Source organism: Saccharothrix longispora, from assembly GCF_031455225.1.
Taxonomy (GTDB): domain Bacteria; phylum Actinomycetota; class Actinomycetes; order Mycobacteriales; family Pseudonocardiaceae; genus Actinosynnema; species Actinosynnema longispora.
Genome location: NZ_JAVDSG010000001.1, coordinates 3,087,145 through 3,101,499 on the forward strand (window position 1 = coordinate 3,087,145; position 14,355 = coordinate 3,101,499).

Sequence of the window (14,355 nt, forward strand, 5' to 3'; positions counted from 1 at the left end):
GGCGCGGTCAGGTCGCGTCCCCCCGGCCCGGCGCCGGGCACACGCCCGCCTCCGTCCACCGCTCCCGCAGGTCTGCGGGGATGTCGAGGGTGGTCGACTGGCCGTCGGTGAGGGTGCGGACGCTGCCCCCGAGCAGCAGCGCGCCGGCCTTGTCCAGGACCCTGGTGGCGAGGGCGCTGTTGTCCTCGGAGCGCTCCAGCGCGCGGACCAGGCGGGTGCCCGCCCGCGCGACGCCGGCCCAGGCCCGCGAGCGCGGCACCTCCATCCAGTCCGCGACCTCAGGGGCGACGACCTGGCGGACCATCGCGGCGACGATGCCGTCGAAGAGCTTGCCGGGGAACAGCTTCTCGTAGAGGGTCAGCAGGTCGCGGGTCAGGGACACGCCCTCGGGGGACGGCCCGTAGGCCGCCTCGACGAGGATGGCGCTCAGCTCGCGGGCCTCGTCCACGGACTCGGGCAGGGCCCCGACGGGGATGCCGAGCATGGCCCCGGTGACGCGCCAGACGTAGTAGTAGTCGGCGGCCTCCTGCTCGGTGACGGAGATGCCGATGCGCCGCATGCCCTCGACGACCTGCACGGAGAAGATGAGCAGCGCCCCGACCATGTCCTGCTGGCAGACCGGGACGCCGTCGGCCTCGACGTCCCACCGGCCGGAGGTGGTGAGGAAGTGGCGGACGGCGGCGTGGATGAGGCGGGTCTTCTGGATGGTGGGCACGAACGCGCCGCCCCGGCCGAAGGCGTCGCAGCCCATCATGTTCATCACGAACTGCGACGTCTCGGACAGCCGCCGGTGCGGCTGGTTCAGCCCGTGGGTCAGGGTGAGCACCCGCGAGGCCCGGGGCTGGGCGTAGCAGTTGACCATGGCGCCGAAGGTCAGCACGGAGGCGACGTGCACGCCGTCGTCGACGAAGAAGTCGTACGCCCGCGCGATGCGGTCCAGGTCCGCCCACGGTGGCGGGTCGTCGGTGGCGACCAGGAACTCCCGCACCACCTCGGGCAGGTCACCGGGGATGGGCTGGTCGTTGGCGCGGAAGTGCTCCAGCACGGCGTTGACCGCACCGACCCGGCCGGTGGCCACCAGGTCGGCCACCACGGCGTCCGCGAGGGGGTCGCCGAGGAACTTCAACTCGTCCACCGCAGCGGCGTCGATCACGCAGTACCCCCTTCACCGTCGGAGACATCAGTCCACTCCGCGTCACCGCCGAGCGCCAAGCACACGATCCGGTGATCCCCGACCGGAGCGCGGCCCCGCTGGGTGGACTTTCCGCATCGGACGGCCTCCGAGCGGGGCATCCCCCTCCGGCGGACGGGTGCACCCGCACGGGTGGACGCGGCCGGCGCGGAAGAATGCCGGGCATGGCCCACCCCGACGAGTTGGCGGCCCTGGACCTGCACCCGGTCTGGACGACGGCGGAGGACCCGGCGGGGGCGTTCGACCCGTTCCGCTTCGAGCAGCGGATGGCCGCCTACCGGCTGATGATCGACAACACCAACCCCGCCGACCGGTTCGGCGCCGACAACCGGCGCAACCCGCTGTGGGGCCTGGCGTTCCAGCACCAGTGGCAGTTCCGCACCGGTCGGCTCGGCGCCGGCACCCGGCAGGACGGCCGGATCGACCCGGACTCGCCGTGGGGCTACGGCAACTACGCGCTCTGCGTCGTGCCGTGGCTGGCCGCGGCCGCCGCCGGGGTGGTGCCGGCCCTCCCGGTCGCGGACCCGCCGGCCCGCTCGCGGTTCCGGTACGTGGTGGACGGGGTCCTGCCGGACGAGTTCGTCGGCGCCGTGGACGACTGGTGCGCCTACTTCACGCTGGTGGGCGGGGGCGGCCCGGCCGACCCGGAACCGGCGCGCAGGGCCCTGTGGAAGGCGCACAAGACGTGCCTGGACGTGGTGGTCGGCGTGCTCGCCGAGGTCGACACCGCACCGTGGCCCGAGTTGGAGGTGGAATTCCTGCGCGGCTGGTGCCGGATGGTCGACTACCTGTGGGCGGCGGCGTGGCCGACGGACTTCGACTTCATGACCGCGCACGGCCTCGACGTGCTGCCCGAGTCGGTGCTCGCCACGCGGGAGGACGTGCGCGCGCTGCCGGCCAAGGCCCGCGGCAACGTCGTGAACGTCCTCCGGCTGGCGACCACCCCGAGGTGGCGCTACCACCTCGACCTGCTGCTGTGGAAGCGGGTCATGCGCACCCGGGAGGCGCGGGACCGCGTCCTGCCGCTGCTGGACGCGGTGTTCGACCCCCGCCCGGAGAACGCCGCCGAGCGGCGCAGGCTGCTCGGCCACCTGCTGCGCCCCTGATCGGACAGCCCGGGCGGACCCGCCGGGGAGGCCCGGCCGGGTCTTCGCGGCGAACCGTGGTGCCGGGTCGGTGGCCCCGGTACTTTGGCGGCATGCCAACGGTGTCCGCGCTGACGTTGTACCCGGTCAAGGGGTGTGCCGGGGTCGTCGTGGAGCGCGCCGAGGCCACCCCGACCGGGCTGACCCACGACCGGCTGTTCGCCCCGGTCAAGCCGGATGGGACGGTCCTGTGGCAGGGCGAGGCGCCGCTGCTGGCCGCCGTCCGGGTCCGGGTGCTGCACGGGGGCGCGAAGCTCGCGCTGAGCGCGCCCGGCGCCGGCGAACTGGTGCTGGACGCGGAGGCGGACGGGCCGGTCCTGCCGGTGGACGTGGAGAAGTGGCCGGGGTCCGGGATCGACCTGGGCGACGACGTCGCGGAGTGGCTGTCCGGAGCGGTCGGCAAGGAGGTCCGCCTGGTGCGCGAGCCGGACCGGGCCGGCCGGGCCCGCGCCGGGATCGACCCGACCGCGCTGCTGGTCCTCTCCCCCGCCTCGCTGGACGGCCTGAACGCGCGGATCGCGGAGCGGGGCGCGACCCCGGTGCCCATGGACCGGTTCCGGCCCAACATCGTGATCAGCGGCTGGCCCGAGCCGCACACCGAGGACCGGGTGGCCCGGATGGCGGTCGGCGGCGCCGGGATCGGCTTCGGCGAGTTGGCCATCCGCTGCGCGGTCACCCTCGTCGACCAGACGACCGGGGCGCGCGTCGGCCCCGAGCCGCTGCGCACCCTGGCCGACTACCGCCGCGAACCCGACGGCGTCAGCTTCGGCCTGAAGGCGGCCGTGCTCACCCCCGGCGTGATCGCCGTCGGCGACGACGTCACCGTCACCGAGTGGCGCCGGCCCCGGTGACCGCCGGCGACCTCCGCCGGCGGCGGGGGCCACGACCGGCGGCCGGAACGGCCCGGTAACCCGATCAGGTGCTCTTGGCGGGCGCACGCCCCCGCGGGGTCCGGCGGGTCGCGCGGGGTACGTACGTTGCACCACGGCGGCCACGTTCCCGCGTGGCCCCGTCGTGCCACCGGGAGGACCCGCCGCGATGCCGCTGCCCTCGCCCGCCCTCGTGCGCTCCGCGCCGTTCACCGTCCCCCGCCTGCGCCTGCCGTTCGACGCGCCGCCGACGCGGCCCGACGCCGAACCGCTGCGGGCGCGGGCCATCCGGTGGGGTGAGCGGCACGGCCTGATCGGCCCGCGGGGCAGCGCGCGGCTGGCGGGGACGTCGCTGCTGGGACTCGGGGTGGCGCTGGCCGGGACCGCGACCGGGGCCGGGGCGTCCGTGGTGGTGGACTGGTTCCTGTGGGCGGTGGTCCTCGACGACCGGGTGGACGACGGCCCGTGGGCGGAGGACGGGGCGCTCGACCGGTTCACCGCGGCGGTGGAGGCGATCACCGGCGGTCGGGGAGGTCGACCGGCCGACGACCCGATGCTGGCCGCGCTCGCCGACGACCTGTGGCCGCGCACGGTCGCGCTGGGCGACGCGGCGTGGGTGGAGCGGCTGCGCGGTCACCTCCTGCGCCACCTCGACGCCCAGCGGGAGCTGGTGCGGGCGCGGGGCACGGCGGCCGACCTCGGGGTCGAGGACTACGTGCGCGTCCGGCGGCACGCCTTCGGCGCCCTGGTGTTCTTCGACCTGATCGAGGCGGGTGACGGCGCGGCGCACCCGGCCGCCGCCTGCCGGTCGGGGTGCCGGGACGCCCTGCGGGAGCGGGCGGCGGACGTCGTGTCCTGGACCAACGACATCCACTCCGTGGCGAAGGACGCCGTCCTCGGGGAGCGGTTCAACCTGGTGACGGTCCTCGCGCGGGAACGCGCCCTCGGCGTGCAGGGCGCGGTCGACGCCGCCCACGGGATGCTCGTGGCCGCCGTGGACGACTTCACCGCCGTCAGGCGACGCCACGCCGCCTGCGGCTCCGGGGTGGCGCGACGGCTGGAGCAGGTGATGGGCGCGTGCGCGGAGTGGCACCGCACCGCCTCCCGCTACCACCTCCGGGCCGGCGGCCACGCGAGCGCGCACACCGGCGAGGTGACGCCGACGTTGAAGTCCCGGCAGTTCGAGGTCGACCCCCACCCGCTGTACGCGCTGCTGCGGACCACCCGCCCCGTCGCCTACGACGAGCCCACCGACACGTGGCTGCTGAGCCGGTACGCCGACGTCCGCGCCGCGTTGACCGACCCCCGGTTCACCAACGCCAACTACGGCTGGCAGATCGCCCCGCTCCTCGGGCACAGCATCGTGTCGATGGACGGCCGCGAGCACGCGGCGCACCGGGCGCTGCTCACCCCCGCGTTCCGCAGCAGGGCGCTGGCCCTCATCCAGGCGTCCATCACCGAGGTCGCCGCCTCGCTGGTCGGGGAACTGCGCGGCCACGACCGCGCCGACCTCGTCACCGCGTTCGCCACCCCCCTGCCCATCAGGGTGATCGCCCGCGTCCTCGGCCTGCCCGCCGACACCCCGGAGCAGGTCGACCGCGTGCGCGCCTGGACCGGGGTCGGGTTCTCCTACCTGGCGAACTACCGCCAGGACCCCGGTCTGCTCACCCGCGGCCCGGCCAACCGGGACGACTTCTACGACTACCTGCAACCCCACCTGGACGCCCGCCGCGCCCGCCCGGCCGGCGACCTCATCTCGGCGATGCTCGCCTCCACCGTCGACGGGCGGCCGCTGTCCGACGAGTACGTCCGGGGCTGCTGCGCCGTCCTGCTGACCGCCGGCAGCGAGACCAGCACGGCCGGCCTGGCCAACCTGGTCGTCAACGCCCTCGACGAGCCCGGCGTGCGGGACGCCGTCCGCCGCGACCCCGCGGCCGCCGACCGCGCGCTCGCCGAGACCCTGCGCCGCGACGCGCCCATGCAGCTGGTCCTGCGCCAGACGTCGGAGGCGGTGGAGCTGCCCTCCGGCGCCGTCCCGGCGCACGCGACGGTCGCCTGCCTGATCGGGTCGGCCAACCGCGACCCGGAGCGGTTCGACCGGCCCGACGAGTTCGACCTCGACCGCGCCGACGGGATCGACCGCGAGTACAGCGCGGCCTCGTCCCACCTCTCGTTCGGCGCGGGCCGCCACTACTGCCTCGGCGCGCACCTGGCCCGCGCCGAGCTGACCACCGGCCTGCGCGTCCTGCTCGACGCCTTCCCCGGCCTGCGCCGGCCCCCGGGTCCCGCGCCCGCGCCGACCGGTTTCGTCAAGCGCTGCCCGCCGCGCCTGGACGTGCTGCTGTGAGCACGAGCGGGTACGGCGCCAGCCACGTCGCCCACCACGCCCCCGGCGAACACGCCCGCCTGGGCACCCTGGAAGCGGCGTTCGACCCCGGCACCACCCGGGTCCTGGCCGGCCTGGACCTGCCGGAGACCGCGTCGTGCCTCGAACTCGGGGCGGGCGCCGGGTCCGTCGCGGCCTGGCTGGCCGCCCACCGGCCCCGCGGTCACGTGGTGGCGACCGACACCGACACCCGGTTCCTGCGGTTCCCGCCCACCGCGCCGGTGCGGGTCGTGCGGCACGACGTCGTCACCGAGGACTTCCCGCCGGCTTCCTTCGACGTCGTCCACGCCCGCGCGCTGCTGAGCCACCTGCCGGACCGCGACCGGGTCCTCCAACGCGCCGCGCGCTGGGTCCGCCCCGGTGGCCTGCTCGTCGTCGAGGACCTGTGCGTGCAGGTCGTCGACTCCTCGCCCCACCCCCTCCTGCGCAAGGTCGCCGAGGCCGGTGAACGCCTCTTCCGCGCCACCGTCGGCACCGACCTGCGCTGGGCCCACGCCCTCCCGCGTCGGCTGCGCGGCGTCGGCCTCCGCGACGTCCGGGTGCGGACCACGCCGGGCACCGTCGGCGACGGCGGCGCCACCGACGCCTTCTGGCGGGCCACCCTCGACCAGTCCGCTCCCGCCCACCTCGCCGCGGGTCTCCTCGGACCGGAGGACGTCGAGGCCGTGCGCGCCCTGCTCGACACGCCCGGTTTCACCGCCACCGCCCTGACCATGGTGACCGCGTGGGGCCGGCGCGCGTGACCCACGTGCACTCGGCCGGGTGAAACACCCGCCGCCCCGCTGCGCGGGCCCCGGTCCCGGGTCACCATCTGCGGGGATCGAGCCGGTCTACGAAGGAGAACGAGCTGTGACCACCACCGTCACCTCCATCCTCACCCGCAAGCTGAACCACATGTTCCGCATCCTGGACACCGACCAGGACGGCCACCTCACCGCGCGGGACATGCCCGCCATGGCCGACGCGCTGGCCGTGCCGTTCGCCGAGCAGCCGGAGAAGGTCGAGCGGCTGCGCGCGGCGCTCCTGCACATCTGGGAGGCGCACCTGGAGCGGATGGACGAGGACGGTGACGGCCGCCTGACCGCGGCCGAGTACGAGCTCGGCGTCCGCACGGCCCTCGCCGAGGACGCCGACGCGCTCCTCGACTCGCTGAACGACACCGTCGCCGCCTGGTTCTCCCTCTTCGACGCCGACGCCGACGGCTACCTCGAACTGGAGGAGTACGTCCGGCTGGGCGAGGCGCTCGGCGTTCCGCCGCAGGACATGAAGACGGCGTTCCGCCGCCTCGACCGCGACGCCGACGGCCGCCTGCCACCCTGTGAGGTCCGCGAGGCCGTCGTCGAGTACTTCACCAGCGAGGACCCCGAGGCCGACGGCAACTGGCTCTACGGTCCCCTGTAGACGACGGGCGAGGGGGTGGCGCGATCGTCCCGGGGGACGGGGAACGGGCGAGCCCGGCCGATCACCGGAGGATCGGCCGGGCTCGTCGGTGGAGCGGGATCAGGCGAGGTCGAACCGGTCGAGCTCCATGACCTTGGTCCAGGCCGCCGCGAAGTCGGCCACGAACTTCTCGCGGGCGTCGTCACTGGCGTAGACCTCGGCGAGGGCGCGCAGCTGCGAGTTGGAGCCGAAGACCAGGTCGACCGCGGTGGCGGTCCACTTCAGCTCGTCGGTGGCCGCGTCGCGGATCTCGTAGACGTCCTCCTCGGACTCCGACGCCTTCCACCGGGCGCCCGGCGAGAGCAGGTTGGCGAAGAAGTCGTTGGTGAGCACGCCGGGCCGGTCGGTGAGCACGCCGTGCCGGGTGCCGCCGTGGTTGGCGCCGAGGGAGCGCAGGCCGCCGACGAGGACGGTCATCTCGGGCGCCGTCAGGTCGAGCATGTAGGCGCGGTCGACGAGCAGCACCTCCGGCTGGAGCTTCTCACCGGGGCGCACGTAGTTGCGGAACCCGTCGGCGCGCGGCTCCAGCACCGCGAACGACTCGACGTCGGTCTGCTCCTGCGTGGCGTCGGTGCGGCCCGGGCGGAACGGCACGGTCACCTCGACGCCGGCCTCGCGCGCCGCCTCCTCGACGGCGGCCGAACCGGCCAGCACGATCAGGTCGGCGAGCGAGATCTTCGCGCCGCCGGCCTCGTTGAACTCCCGCCGGACGCCCTCCAGGGTCTCCAGGACCTTGGCGAGCTGCTCCGGCTGGTTGATCTCCCAGTTGCGCTGCGGCTCCAGGCGGATGCGGGCGCCGTTCGCGCCACCGCGCTTGTCGGTGGACCGGAAGGTCGCGGCCGAGGCCCAGGCCGTGGTGACCAGCTGGGTGGTCGTGAGGCCGGACTCCAGGACCTTCGCCTTGAGGGCGGCAATGTCGGCGTCGCCCACGAGGTCGTGGGCGACGGCCGGGACCGGGTCCTGCCACAGCTGGGGCTCGGCGACCCACGGGCCCAGGTAGCGGCTGACCGGACCCATGTCGCGGTGCAGCAGCTTGTACCAGGCCTTGGCGAACGCCAGCGCGAACTCGTCGGGGTGCTCCAGGAAGCGGCGGGAGATCTTCTCGTACGCCGGGTCGACGCGCAGCGACAGGTCGGTCGTCAGCATCGTCGGCTTGTGCTTCCTGGACGGGTCGTGGGCGTCCGGGATGATCTCCTCGGCGTCCTTGGCGACCCACTGCTTGGCACCGCCGGGGCTCGTGGTGAGCTCCCACTCGTAGCCGAAGAGGATTTCGAAGAAGCGGTTGCTCCACTGCGTCGGCACGTCGGTCCACGTCACCTCGAGACCGCTGGTGATCGTGTCCGCGCCCTTGCCGCTGCCGTGGGTGCTCAGCCAGCCCAGGCCCTGCGCCTCCAGCGGGGCGCCCTCGGGCTCCGCGCCCACGTGGCCGTCGGCGACCGCGGCGCCGTGCGTCTTGCCGAAGGTGTGGCCACCGGCGATGAGGGCGACGGTCTCCTCGTCGTTCATCGCCATCCGGCCGAAGGTCTCGCGGATGAAGTGCGCCGCCGCGGCCGGGTCCGCGTTGCCGCGCGGGCCCTCGGGGTTGACGTAGATGAGGCCCATCTCGGTCGCGCCGACCTCGGGGGCCATCTCCGAGTCGCTGACGTAGCGCTCGTCACCCAGCCAGGCGTCCTCCGGGCCCCAGAAGATCTCCTCCGGCTCCCAGACGTCCTGGCGGCCGAAGCCGAAGCCGAAGGTCTTGAAGCCCATCGACTCCAGGGCGACGTTGCCGGCGAGCACGAGCAGGTCGGCCCACGAGATCTTCTGGCCGTACTTCTGCTTGACCGGCCACAGCAGCCGGCGAGCCTTGTCGAGGTTGGCGTTGTCCGGCCAGCTGTTGAGCGGGGCGAAGCGCTGACCGCCGTCACCGGCGCCGCCGCGGCCGTCGTGGATGCGGTAGGTGCCCGCGGCGTGCCAGCTCATGCGGATCATCAGACCGCCGTAGTGGCCGAAGTCGGCCGGCCACCAGTCCTGCGAGGTGGTGAGGACCTCGGCGATGTCGCGCTTGAGGGCCTCGACGTCGAGCTTGGCGAACTCCTTGGCGTAGCTGAAGCCCTCCCCCAGCGGGTTGCCCTTCGGGGAGTGGGCGTGCAGCACGGAGAGGTCGAGCTGGTTGGGCCACCAGTCCCGGACCGTGCGCGGGCGGCCACCCGTCTTCGGGGTCGGCGAGTCGATCGCCGGGTTCTCGCTCTCGCTGCCGTGCGCGGTCACGGAGTCGTGCGCGACCGGGCAGCCGACCGCGGCCTTCTGGTCGACGCCCTGCGCGCTGGAGGGCGTTGCCTTGGGGTCGGTCATGGACTTCCTTCCGACTGGCGGTTCATTGGCGGTGTGTCATCGGTCGAGCAGTCGGGGCAGGTGCCCCAGAAGACGACCTCCGCCTCGTCGACCACGTAACCGTCGTCATTCGAGGCGGTGAGGCAAGGACTGTGGCCGACGGTGCAGTCGACGTCCGCGATCGCGCCGCAGGAGCGGCACACCACGTGGTGGTGGTTGTCCCCCACGCGCGACTCGTAGCGGGCGGTCGCACCGGCGGGCTGGATGCGGCGCACCAGACCGGCGTCGGTCAACACCCGCAGCACGTCGTAGACCGCCTGGTGGGACACCTTGGGGTGATCGACCCGCACCAGGGAGATCACCGTCTCGGTGTCGACGTGCGGGTGGTCGCGCAGCGCGGCGAGCACCGCCAACCTCGGGCGGGTCACGCGCAACGGGACCGCCCGCAACCGCGCCTCGAAGTCGGACGTCACGCGAGGACCCTAAGACTGTTGTCTGGAACAAATCAAAATTACTTCCGTCACAACACTCTCCGCACACGAGCGGCTACGCAGTCCCGAATCGTTGTGTTCACCGTGGATCGTGACCTCCCACCGCAGTGTGGCGTGGCGTCGATCCACGACACCCTACAGAGATCGACTTCGAGGTGGTGTCGGAACCACGAAGCCGTCCGCCCGCGACTTCGGCGGGCGGAAGCCCGTCGAGGACGCCGCGGTCGCCGTCACACCACAGGACTCATTCGAACGGGTGTGATCGGCCGCGGCGGCTAACCATTGGCGGCCCGCGGCGATGTAATGACTCGTGACAGGTATCACTCCGCGCGCCGCCGCGGTGGACCCGGCACCGCCGCCCGACCGCCCCGCGCACGTCCTCCTCCGGACGTCGGCCGACGACCTCGACGCCCTCTCGTGGGCGGAGTCGTACGCGCGGCGGCGCGGCCTCGGCGTCGTGGTGGGCTCCGGCGACCCGGTGACGGGCTCCGGCGTCGCGGACGTGGTCGTCGTGAACTCGCGGACCGACGAGGACAGGGCGCTCGCCCTCCTCGTGGCCACCTCGGCGCGGTGCCCGGTCGTCGCGGTTCCGCCCGGCGGGACGTGGCGCGACGACCTGCCCGTCCTGGTCGGCGTCAGGGGGGATCGGCCGTCCGAGGCGACGCTGCTGTCCGGTTTCGCCCTGGCCCGGGTCCTGGGCTCCGGTCTGCGCGCGGTGTGCTGCACCCGCGAGCCCGTCACCGCCACCCCGACGGCACGGGCCGCCGCGAGCGTGGTCGACCGGTGCGCCCGACGCCACCCCGATGTGCCGGTCGACACCAGGGTGGCCAGGTCGCACCCGGTCACCGGCCTCGCCCGCCACGCCGGGTCGGCCTCGTTGCTCGTCCTGGGCCGCACCTCGACCGCGGGGAGCCCCACGAGCCGCCTGCTGCTCGACCGCTGCACCCGCCCGGTCGCCCTGATCGGTCCCCTGGTCGACTCCCCCGGCGCGGCCGACGGGACGGCGGTCCTCCCCACCGCGTGACGGCGGCACGCCTGGTCCCCGCGCGCCACGGGTGCTCCCGCGCGAAAGGGCGTGCGGCGCGGACGCGGCGGTCCCTATCCTGCGGCGATGCGGACGCCACCCCCCGGTCCCCTGTGCACGCGGGAGTCCATCGCCGCCCAGCTCGGCGAGGTGGGCCTGCGCCCCGGCGACACCGTCCTCGCGCACTCCTCGCTGCGCTCGCTCGGCTGGGTGTGCGGCGGGGCCAACGCCGTCGTCCTGGCGCTGCTCGACGTCCTGGGCGAGGACGGGACGCTGGTGGTACCCACCCAGTCGGGCGACAACTCCGACCCGGCGGAGTGGCGCAACCCGCCCGTGCCGGAGTCGTGGTGGACCGACATCCGCGCGTCGATGCCGCCCTACGACCCCCGCACGACCCCGTCGAGCGGCATGGGCGTCGTCCCCGAGGTGGTGCGCACCTGGCCGGGGGCGCTGCGCAGCGCCCACCCGCAGACGTCGTTCGCCGCCGTCGGGCCGCGTGCCGCCGAGGTCGTGGAGGACCACGCCCTCGACAGCCGGCTCGGTGAGCGCAGCCCGCTCGCGCGGTTGGAGGCGCTGGGCGCGCACGTCCTCCTCCTGGGCGTCGGCTTCGGCTCCTGCACCGCGTTCCACCTGGCCGAGTACCGCCTCCCGGCGCCGGTGGAGGCCGACAACTCCTTCGCGGTCACCACCCCCCGGGGCCGGTCCTGGACGACCGTCCGCGACGTCGCCGTCGACGGCGACGACTTCGCCGAGCTGGGCGCGGCCTTCGTCGGGGCGCGACCGGTCCGCCACGGCCGGGTCGGTGCGGCCGTCACCCGGCTGTTCCCGCTGGCCGAGGCAGTCGCGTACGCCGAGGTGTGGCTGGCGGGGCGCCGCACCGGCCGGCGGGGCCCCGGCACGCGTCCGTAGACCGCGCTCAGGGCAGGACGCCCCGTTCACGCAGGTGCTCGCGCGCGTGCTCGATGGCGTCGGGCGTGTGCTCGAACGCCGGCAGGCCGAGGGTGCCGAGTGCCCGTCGGTGCTCGTCGCGCACACCCGAGACGAGGACGGTGACACCGCGGTGCTCCAGCCGCCGCACGGCGTCGCGCAGCACGACCACGCCGGTGGCGTCCACGGCCGACAGGCGGGACATCCGCAGGATGACCACCTCGACCGGGGTGATCTCCGTCAGCTCCAGCAGGAAGCGGTGGGCGGCGGCGAACAGCAGGGGGCCGTCGAGCCGGTAGGCGACGATGTGCTGGGCGAGCAGGGCGCGTTCCTCGTCGCGGTGGTCGCCCGGTTCCAGCGGCACCTCCTCCAACCGGGCCGCCCGGGACACGGCGCGCAGGGCGAACACGCCCGCCAGCAGCAGGCCGGCGATCACCGCGGTGACCAGGTCCAGCGCGAGCGTCGCCACCGCGGTCAGCGCCAGCACCGCCGCGTCCGGGCGACCGGCGCGGGCCAGTGCCCGCACCGAGCCGACCTCGACCATCCGGACGGCCGTGGCGAGCAGGACGCCGGCGAGCACGGCGAGCGGGACGCCCGCCACCCACGGGGCGGCGACGAGCACGATCAGCAGCAGCACCGCGGCGTGGGTGAGCGCGGCGAGCCGCGAGGTCGCGCCGGACCGGACGTTGACCGCCGTGCGGGCGATGGCGGCGGTGGCGGGCACCCCGCCGAACAGGGGTGCGACGAGGTTGGCCAGGCCCTGCCCGAACAGCTCGCGGTCCGGGTCGTGGCGCTGGTTGACGCTCATGCCGTCGGCGACCGCGGCGGACAGCAGGCTCTCCAGCGCGGCGAGCGCGGCGACCGCCACCGCCGAGGGCAGCAGCGACCACAGCGTCGACGCGTCGAGGAACGCGAACGAGGGGGCGGGCAGCGAGGCGGGCAGTTCGCCGATGCGGGCCACCGGCAGCGCCGCCCACTGGGCGACGGCGGTCGCCACGACGACGGCGGGCAGCGAGAACGGCACGCCGGGACGCCACCGGGCGCCCAGCAACATCACCAGCGCCACCCCGACCGCGAGCGCGACGGCCGGCCAGCGCGGCGCCCCGGCGAAGTCCGCGATGGCCGCCGCGGCGGCCAGGACCACGTGGTCCTCGGCGGGCGTGGGCACCCCCAGCGCGGCCGGCACCTGCTGGAGCGCGATCACGGCCGCGATGCCGATGGTGAAGCCCTCCACGACCGGCGCGGGCACGTACTTCATGTAGCGCCCGGCGCGGGCCACCGCGAACAGGAGCAGCAGGACGCCGGCCAGCAGGCCGACGGTGAGCACGCCGTCCACCCCGTGGCGGGCGACGATGGGCACCAGCACCACGGTCATCGCGCCGGTGGGGCCGGACACCTGGAGGCTGGAGCCGCCGAACACGGCCGCCAGCGCGCCCGCCACGACGGCCGTGACCAGGCCCGACGCCGCACCGAGACCGGAGGCGACGCCGAACCCGAGGGCGAGCGGCAGCGCCACGATCGCCACCGTGACCCCGGCGAGCAGGTCGCGGCGGGTCGCCCCGCTCCAATCGGCCTTGACCGGCAGGAACGACGTCACGCGCCCTCCTCCTCGCGCAGCATCGCCAGCAGTTCGTTCTGCCCCGCGAGCAGCCCGGTCAGCACCTGCCGGGCGGCGCGGAGCAGTTCGGCCACGTCGGGGCTGGTCAGCGCGTAGACGACGGTCGTCCCGTCGCGGGTCGCGGTGACGATCCCCGAGCGGCGCAGGACGGCCAGCTGCGCGGACAGGCTCGACGCCTCGATCCCGATGTCGGCGAGCAGGTCGCGCACCGGCTTGGGGCCGTCCTGGAGGAGTTCGAGGACCCTGATCCGGACGGGGTGGCCGAGCATGCGGAAGAACTCGGCCTTGGCCTGGTGCAGGGGGAGGGACACGGCGACTCCGACCGTTGCAGAGTTGAAGACTTCTTCAACTGTACAACCCTGAAACTCGATCGCCGGGGCCGGTCCGGTCGGCGCACCGGTTCGGCCCGACCGGGACCTTCGACCCCGCACGAGGGACTTCGGCCGCTGTCGCCCGACCGGGCGGAGGCGCACGGTCGAGGCATGGAGAAGAGGATTCGCATCGCGACAGCCGCCGTCGCGGGGTTCGTCGCGCTCAACGCGGTCATCGGGGGCATCGGGTTCCTCGGCGGCGGGATCGACATGGGCCCGGTCATCACGAGCCGCTTCCCCTGGCACAGCCCCGTCGTCGCGGGTAGCGCGCTGCTGGTGGCGGTCGCCGCGCCGATGATCTCCGTGGTCTTCCTGGCGCTGCGCCGCGACCGGCGCTGGAGCGGCGCGGCGATGGCCGCGGGACTCGCGCTGATCTGCTGGATCGTGCTGCAACTGCTGGTGATCCGCACCTACAGCTGGTTGCAGCCGGCTTCGGTGGCCGCAGGGCTGGTCGTGTTCGCCGGTGGCCGGTGGGGACGAAGGGCGCCGGACGTCCCGGGTGATCGGGGACTTTCGCCCGCGTCGCCCGACCGCCGCCGGCACGAAGCTTGAACCGAGGACGAGAGCACAGCACGGACC

13 protein-coding genes are annotated in these 14,355 nt (G+C 74.4%); 8 read left to right on the plus strand and 5 right to left on the minus strand.

Annotation, left to right across the window (positions count from 1 at the left end; all coding sequences use genetic code 11):
* Window positions 1-7: 7 nt before the first annotated feature.
* Entirely contained in the window at window positions 8-1,153 is a 1,146-nt protein-coding gene (locus tag J2S66_RS12525) for an oxygenase MpaB family protein (RefSeq protein ID WP_310307137.1), read from the minus strand.
* A 203-nt stretch (window positions 1,154-1,356) separates the two neighbouring features.
* Between J2S66_RS12525 and J2S66_RS12530 the strand changes: the two genes are divergently transcribed.
* From J2S66_RS12530 to J2S66_RS12550, 5 genes are all read left to right on the plus strand, one after another.
* Window positions 1,357-2,298 carry a Leg1-related protein gene (locus J2S66_RS12530; RefSeq protein ID WP_310307138.1) on the plus strand — a complete coding sequence of 314 codons (942 nt, stop codon included), beginning with the start codon at window positions 1,357-1,359 and terminating at the stop codon, window positions 2,296-2,298.
* Window positions 2,299-2,390: 92 nt separating this feature from the next.
* Window positions 2,391-3,188 carry an MOSC domain-containing protein gene (locus tag J2S66_RS12535; protein WP_310307139.1) on the plus strand — a complete coding sequence of 266 codons (798 nt, stop codon included), beginning with the start codon at window positions 2,391-2,393 and terminating at the stop codon, window positions 3,186-3,188.
* 187 nt (window positions 3,189-3,375) lie between these two features.
* Window positions 3,376-5,553, plus strand: coding sequence for a cytochrome P450 (locus tag J2S66_RS12540; RefSeq protein WP_310307140.1), 2,178 nt, complete (start codon window positions 3,376-3,378; stop codon window positions 5,551-5,553).
* A complete protein-coding gene (locus tag J2S66_RS12545) occupies window positions 5,550-6,335 on the plus strand; it encodes a class I SAM-dependent methyltransferase (RefSeq protein WP_310307142.1) in 786 nt (261 codons plus the stop codon). Before J2S66_RS12540 ends, J2S66_RS12545 begins: the two co-directional genes overlap by 4 nt.
* 106 nt (window positions 6,336-6,441) lie before the next feature.
* On the plus strand, window positions 6,442-6,993 hold the full coding sequence (locus tag J2S66_RS12550; RefSeq protein WP_306748232.1) for an EF-hand domain-containing protein: 552 nt from the start codon (window positions 6,442-6,444) through the stop codon (window positions 6,991-6,993).
* A gap of 99 nt (window positions 6,994-7,092) precedes the next feature.
* Here the strand turns inward: J2S66_RS12550 and katG are convergent, their stop codons facing one another.
* A complete protein-coding gene (katG, locus tag J2S66_RS12555) occupies window positions 7,093-9,366 on the minus strand; it encodes a catalase/peroxidase HPI (protein WP_310307143.1) in 2,274 nt (757 codons plus the stop codon).
* On the minus strand, window positions 9,363-9,818 hold the full coding sequence (locus J2S66_RS12560; RefSeq protein ID WP_310307144.1) for a Fur family transcriptional regulator: 456 nt from the start codon (window positions 9,816-9,818) through the stop codon (window positions 9,363-9,365). The genes katG and J2S66_RS12560 overlap by 4 nt, the downstream gene beginning before the upstream one ends.
* A 328-nt stretch (window positions 9,819-10,146) precedes the next feature.
* Between J2S66_RS12560 and J2S66_RS12565 the strand changes: the two genes are divergently transcribed.
* Together J2S66_RS12565 and J2S66_RS12570 are read left to right on the plus strand one after the other, a co-directional pair.
* Window positions 10,147-10,860 (plus strand): putative universal stress family protein, encoded by a 714-nt coding sequence (locus J2S66_RS12565; protein ID WP_310307146.1) that lies wholly within the window; start codon window positions 10,147-10,149, stop codon window positions 10,858-10,860.
* 87 nt (window positions 10,861-10,947) lie between these two features.
* Entirely contained in the window at window positions 10,948-11,769 is an 822-nt protein-coding gene (locus J2S66_RS12570) for an AAC(3) family N-acetyltransferase (protein WP_310307147.1), read from the plus strand.
* A 7-nt stretch (window positions 11,770-11,776) separates the two neighbouring features.
* Here J2S66_RS12570 and J2S66_RS12575 read toward each other — a convergent pair whose 3' ends face one another.
* Both J2S66_RS12575 and J2S66_RS12580 read right to left on the minus strand, forming a co-directional pair.
* Window positions 11,777-13,384 carry a SulP family inorganic anion transporter gene (locus J2S66_RS12575; protein WP_310307148.1) on the minus strand — a complete coding sequence of 536 codons (1,608 nt, stop codon included), beginning with the start codon at window positions 13,382-13,384 and terminating at the stop codon, window positions 11,777-11,779.
* Complete coding sequence (locus tag J2S66_RS12580; RefSeq protein ID WP_310307149.1) at window positions 13,381-13,716, minus strand: ArsR/SmtB family transcription factor; 336 nt, start codon at window positions 13,714-13,716, stop codon at window positions 13,381-13,383. Before J2S66_RS12580 ends, J2S66_RS12575 begins: the two co-directional genes overlap by 4 nt.
* A gap of 171 nt (window positions 13,717-13,887) precedes the next feature.
* Between J2S66_RS12580 and J2S66_RS12585 the strand changes: the two genes are divergently transcribed.
* Complete coding sequence (locus tag J2S66_RS12585; RefSeq protein ID WP_310307150.1) at window positions 13,888-14,328, plus strand: hypothetical protein; 441 nt, start codon at window positions 13,888-13,890, stop codon at window positions 14,326-14,328.
* Window positions 14,329-14,355 lie beyond the last annotated feature (27 nt).

Coding starts and splice junctions, on each gene's coding strand:
- J2S66_RS12530 (WP_310307138.1), top strand. CDS start 1,357: ATGGCCCACCCCGACGAGTTGGCGGCCCTGGACCTGCACCCGGTCTGG.
- J2S66_RS12535 (WP_310307139.1), top strand. CDS start 2,391: ATGCCAACGGTGTCCGCGCTGACGTTGTACCCGGTCAAGGGGTGTGCC.
- J2S66_RS12540 (WP_310307140.1), top strand. CDS start 3,376: ATGCCGCTGCCCTCGCCCGCCCTCGTGCGCTCCGCGCCGTTCACCGTC.
- katG (WP_310307143.1), bottom strand. CDS start 9,366: ATGACCGACCCCAAGGCAACGCCCTCCAGCGCGCAGGGCGTCGACCAG.
- J2S66_RS12570 (WP_310307147.1), top strand. CDS start 10,948: ATGCGGACGCCACCCCCCGGTCCCCTGTGCACGCGGGAGTCCATCGCC.
- J2S66_RS12585 (WP_310307150.1), top strand. CDS start 13,888: ATGGAGAAGAGGATTCGCATCGCGACAGCCGCCGTCGCGGGGTTCGTC.